The 5,499-nt window shown below is 39.2% G+C and carries 5 protein-coding genes; 1 reads left to right on the forward strand and 4 read right to left on the reverse strand.

The window, feature by feature from the left end; genetic code table 11:
- Positions 1–90: 90 nt before the first annotated feature.
- Complete coding sequence (locus tag HF974_07800) at positions 91–450, forward strand: hypothetical protein (protein MBC2698222.1); 360 nt, start codon at positions 91–93, stop codon at positions 448–450.
- Positions 451–464: 14 nt separating this feature from the next.
- On the opposite strand, the gene HF974_07805 is transcribed toward HF974_07800, so the two are convergent.
- The 4 genes from HF974_07805 to HF974_07820 all read right to left on the reverse strand — a co-directional run.
- Complete coding sequence (locus HF974_07805) at positions 465–1,334, reverse strand: hypothetical protein (GenBank protein MBC2698223.1); 870 nt, start codon at positions 1,332–1,334, stop codon at positions 465–467.
- Positions 1,335–1,366: 32 nt separating this feature from the next.
- Complete coding sequence (locus tag HF974_07810; protein ID MBC2698224.1) at positions 1,367–4,090, reverse strand: CehA/McbA family metallohydrolase; 2,724 nt, start codon at positions 4,088–4,090, stop codon at positions 1,367–1,369.
- On the reverse strand, positions 4,087–4,533 hold the full coding sequence (locus HF974_07815) for a hypothetical protein (protein MBC2698225.1): 447 nt from the start codon (positions 4,531–4,533) through the stop codon (positions 4,087–4,089). The genes HF974_07810 and HF974_07815 overlap by 4 nt, the downstream gene beginning before the upstream one ends.
- 686 nt (positions 4,534–5,219) lie before the next feature.
- Positions 5,220–5,499 (reverse strand): hypothetical protein (locus HF974_07820; GenBank protein ID MBC2698226.1); only part of this gene is annotated, 280 nt, incomplete at its 5' end.

The following is a 5,499-nucleotide window of genomic DNA, read 5'->3' on the forward strand; positions in this document are numbered from 1 at the left end:
ACAGATAAATATCTTTGATCTTAACATCCCAGAAAATTGTTGTTTTCTTTACAACGATAGTCACGGGATGTTAAGACTGAGGGTACTTTCATGCTAAAAATAGTGAAAACGTACAATCAGAAAGACTTTGTTGAAAAGGATTTTATGTGGGTAAAGGGATTGATGATAATATCTATGAAACCTTTTTTTCTTCGGAAAGATAAAAGGATAAAGGTGCATTCATTCCTTTGTGTTATGGGGTTGGTATTCTACAGGCTTTTGCTATGGAAATTGAAGAAACAGGAGGAGATGCTCTCCGAGACGCGAGTTATTGAAGAACTTGAGAAGATTAGAGTTGTTCTGGTGAAAAGTGGTGACGAAGAACCGCAGTTTATGTTTGAAACTATGGGATTAGATCAGATGAGACTTTTTACTGCACTTGGACTGGAAACGGTTTTGAAGGATAGCTGATTCGAGAGTTTTATTTAAAAAATACTGGTGGCAACAAAAAACGATAGTGTGTGGGCTTGTTTTTTGGGATCTTTCAAAGTCAGGTGATAGGTAAAAAGGGAAGTTGAACTGCTCTCTATAAAAGTATAACTTTGATTATTGTATGTATATTTTGCAGGTTTATAAGTATGGGTCCATGCATCCCAGCTTTCATCTGGTATAGAATGATCAGGAGATCCCAAGGCAAGAAGAACTGCAAGCATACCCTCATTATATCCCTCCCATCTTGACGAAAGAAAACCCGTGTCAGGTCTCCAACCCATAGAAAGTGTATCACCGCCGTTGAGCATCCACTCCCAATCAACCTCCTCATAAAGATTTGTGGCAACTGTTTCTATTTCGGTATCCGGGAAATACTGGCGAACTGTGAGTACACCAGCCATTAATATCGCAGTATCTATCGAGGAAAAACAATCTATTTCATTCCACTTTCCAGTTTCCTGATGGAACCAATGGGGGAAAAAACCGTGCTCATTTTCCACATAAAAATCATCAGGGTCATTAGGATCATCGTAATAGCTGTTAAGAGTTGTAAGAACTCTTTGATACCCCTCTTCATGTGTTATCCATTTCCTTTCGATAGCGATGGGAATTGATGTGAGATAGAAGCCACTTGATGCAATACTACCAATTGGCCAGGCAGTACTTTCTATCGTAAAACCTCGTTCATCAGTATTTTCATAAAAAAATAGAAAGGTTTTATTTTCCAGCGTTTCTAAAAATTCTTCTTCTTCATCATCTTCTTCTGCTAATGATGGTTGAACGTAGGCAGTTAAAAAAAAACTTAAAATAACCAATACAAATAAAAATTTTCTAACTGCCATTTCAATACTATAATGATTCATACTTTCCCCACTTTTGCATTATTCTTCTAGATTTAAATCTCTAAAATATCATCAGATGTCATCATTATCCAGTATCCCTTACCCGCTTCCATATTTGCCAGATCGTTTCCAAAAGGTGCACCGGAATCGTACTTCTTCCAGTGATCAGCTGTATCGCTGGTATCATATGCCCAAACGATACTGTAATTACCGCTAACTGATGCGAGAGCATTTTCAATTGGCTGACCAACCAGCGAATTGTAACCGAACAAGTTCCATCCATCTTTCAGGATAATATCAGTAGATCCAGGCACATCTCCGGTTACGAATAATGTATCATCAGAGGTCATCATGATCCAGTATCCTTTACCGGGTTCCATAGTTGTCAGGTCATTGCCGAAGGGTGCAGATGGATCGTATTTCTTCCAGTGATCTGCTGTATCACTTGCATTATATGCCCAAATAATGCTATAATCACCCATGATCGGAGACAGTACCATATCAACACTCGTATCTTCTGGGATCAAGGGAAGAGATATTAAATTCCAGCCTGCTTGTAGTGGAATGTGAAGAATTTCAGTAGTTAAGTCATATTCATTACTCTGGTTTGAATTTCCATGTTGATCGGTACTGTTCACTACAAAGTAATAGGTAGTATCTGGCAGAAGTCCAAAGAGATGTATACTGTGATAGGTGACATTCACCAGATCATATTTTTGTAATGTGTAACTACCGGATTCAGTGCCATACTTGACTAAGCTACTGCTCAGCCCATTGGTATCCCAGGTTATGATCGCGGAATCTGCTGTTATCCCGGTTATTGAAACATTAGAGAAAATTAATGCAGAGCTGCTGATCCAAATAGGATTTGTGTAAACGCTGTGCCCTTTATCTGTAGTTGCATGTATCCTGACATATCCATTCTTCATCAAAGGGATCTTACTGGCCAGATCTGTATACACTTTAGAATTGGAAAGACTATCCAAAGAAAGATGATAATCATCTATTACCCCTTCTGTTTCACCAATAACACCCAGAATAAAATAAATATGAGACACATTTCCAAATTCAAGCGTCGATTCCCATTGTATGTTCAGCGTGAGATCGTATCCTGTGATCTCATCACCGATAATTGCAGTTTCACCACGCTCATTGGTAATATTGAAAATTACCAGCGGACCATCGGACATTATGGAGTGACCATTTTTCAAAGCATTCAAAATACCATCATGAGTAAATTCTTCACTGTATATATATGTCCGAACCTTTCCAAAGGCGTTATCAAAGGGCCCAATTACAGTGGTTGTATGACTGAAATCCCCATGAGCGTCACTGCCGCCCGCAATAAATACATCTTTGCGACCATTCAACAATAAGCGTCTCCATTGTTCTAATCCCAGATCCCGCTCATTGTCGTTGTTTATCATATTCCACACTTGAAGACCATTATACCCGACCAGATCATAGTCTTCAGTTATCCAGGGAACTCTATCAAAAGCGGCAGCACTTGCATCGCGATGTCCTTCCGGATGTGCCGCATAACTAACACCACCCTGAGAATTAACTGCATCAATAACATCTTCAAGATTCCATGTTAGCCCGCCTTCTGGTTTTTCATCTTGACTACCTGGAATAAAGTCTAAACCTGTTCCTCCTACATTGCTGAAATTTTCCATTCCAAAGATCAAAAAATGGACCACCCCCCTTGGAACAAGGGGGAGGGACTCATGTCCATAACATGAGACTTCCTCACCAAGTATGAGCCTGTACGAACCAGTACTATAGGAGCCAACATCATGTTTAAGGGCAGTGAACTTATGATTGGGGTCTGTTATTTTGCTATCTCTTATGTCGAAAGAATGATCTGTAATGGCATTCCAGTCAAGCCCAATGGCCCTCCCAGCTTCTACTGTGGATTCTACAGGGAAGCCAAATTCTACAACATTATCCGTATAACTGCTATGGTAATGGGTATCTCCAGCATGCCAATTTGGTAATGTAGGTAGAGTTTCACGTGCTATTGTCACATTAAAATGGCTGTGGGTATCGCTATCAGGATCCATCCAACCACCAATATCTCTTATCACTACATGGAAGCAAGCCTCTCCACTTACATCGTGTTCAGATGGATCCAGGTATGTAATGCCATACCAATCACCAGGGTAATATAGATTATAGTGTGATCCGTCTACGGTTACACCATTCCATTTGGTTTCCATACCTAACAATATATCATCGATTTCATTATCATCTTTATCGCAATCCTCATCAAGGTAAATCTCGATATTTCCCAGATCATAATCACCTGCAATACCTGCAGCATCTTTAACCATGACGAGAATGGGAATACTGCCGGTCTGGGTCCGCCATGGAGCATCTGCGAATACATCCTTAAATAATGTATTCTCCCATAAGGGAACCACTGTAGCAGAATTAGAAGATACATTATATCCACTGCCTTCATTGTCAAGTTCCCATATCGTCCTATGCCCCTGTAACTGAACATATAACTTATATGTCCCAACCGGAACTGACACTTGTATGTCTTCTTGTTTGAGGATATCAGACTCGAACAATGGCACTTCGATTCCATCTTTTATCGTCACAACTTTAATATGTTTTGGATGAAATTCCGTGGCAGGTCCCATAACAATTGCATCCGGGGTTACATCTAATGTTAATATCCCTGTCTCCCCGGCATATGCAGAAGGTACTATGCAGAATATCCCAAATAAAAAAATTATTATTACAAACAGTCTAATGCAATTTGTCGTCATTTTATCACCCCTCTTTTTTTTATTAATGCAGCTACAGATATGCCTATTGCAACGCCGAACATGATCGATATTACAATACACCACATTATGAAAAAATAAACACCAAGGAAGGAAGCTATAATTATCAATGAATTTCCCAATAAATAAGAAAATATATCTGTTACATACGCCGGTAAAAAAATAATTTTCCATTTTATAGGGATATTTTTAAATAATGCTCCTACATCTCCATATCCTGAGAATCCAGCAGCAAAAGCCATCCATGCATATATCATACCCGAAAGCAGGCCCCATGTCCCACCAATGATTGTACTCCTTTTTGTCCATTTATCCACAATCCCACCTCTTATTAGATACTTTGCGTTAATATTACATTTCTTTATCCTTCCCTTTCTCCTGATGTGCCTGATATTTTTACTGCATCTTAGTTTGACTTCCAACAAAAAGTATTGAACAGGCTGTCCAAAAACTAAAAGCATGTATACAAATCAAATGAAATCTATCTCATCTGGGATAATAACATTGAATTATAATCAATAATTGCCCAATTATGATAAAATATAGCCAAATTGTATAATGTGAATTAGTTTTGAGACAGCTTGTGAATATCGAAATAACCTTGTCAAATCACAGAAAACATCCCAAGACCCCAGCGATTGCAAGAACCAGATGGGTGCAGTCCCACGCATCCACTTCACCATCACTGCTTACATCGCCGCTGCAATGCGATACTCTAAGCATGGCTTAGATGTGCTCTATTTAACAGAAGTTTCAATTGTGCGTAAGTTGATAGAACATAAATATTAAAATAAAAATAGTCCCATTTGACCTATAGGTTAACTTACCTTGCTACCAAACCAGCACTGGTGGCACTAATGTTCCTAGAAATCCCTAAAGAATATCTATCAACCTTCAAAGGCTGTCCGACAATCACTGTCAGTAAGAATTCTCCAACTTTCTTTTCGATTTAAAGCCCTAATCCATCTTTCTTTTCTTCGGATTTTGAGTTACTGGACAGCCTCTATACATTAGGGGTGTCGATATTAAAAGTGTTCATGATGTATTGAGCATTTTCAATTAATGTTTTCATATTCGCATAAGCAAAAAAAAAGGCATCCGTAAGGATGCCTTATGGTGCCGCCTCATTTCCTACAAGATATTTTGCCAGATAGAGTGCATCTGCAGAAGTTATCTTTCCATCACCCTGGGCAGGGGACATATCACTTACAAGCAATGAGGGCATGGATTCTTTACCTACCAGATACTTTGCTATGTATAGTGCATCTGCAGAATTTAACTCTCCATCCCGGACAACATCGCCTCGCAAGAGTACAGTCAGTCCGATAACCGAAGTGTTTGTATTGTCTGCCCCGTCTGTTGCAGTAACAACCAGTTCATGAGTCAGGTTA

The sequence above is a fragment of the ANME-2 cluster archaeon genome (assembly GCA_014237145.1).
Taxonomy (GTDB): Archaea; Halobacteriota; Methanosarcinia; order Methanosarcinales; family Methanocomedenaceae; genus Methanocomedens_A.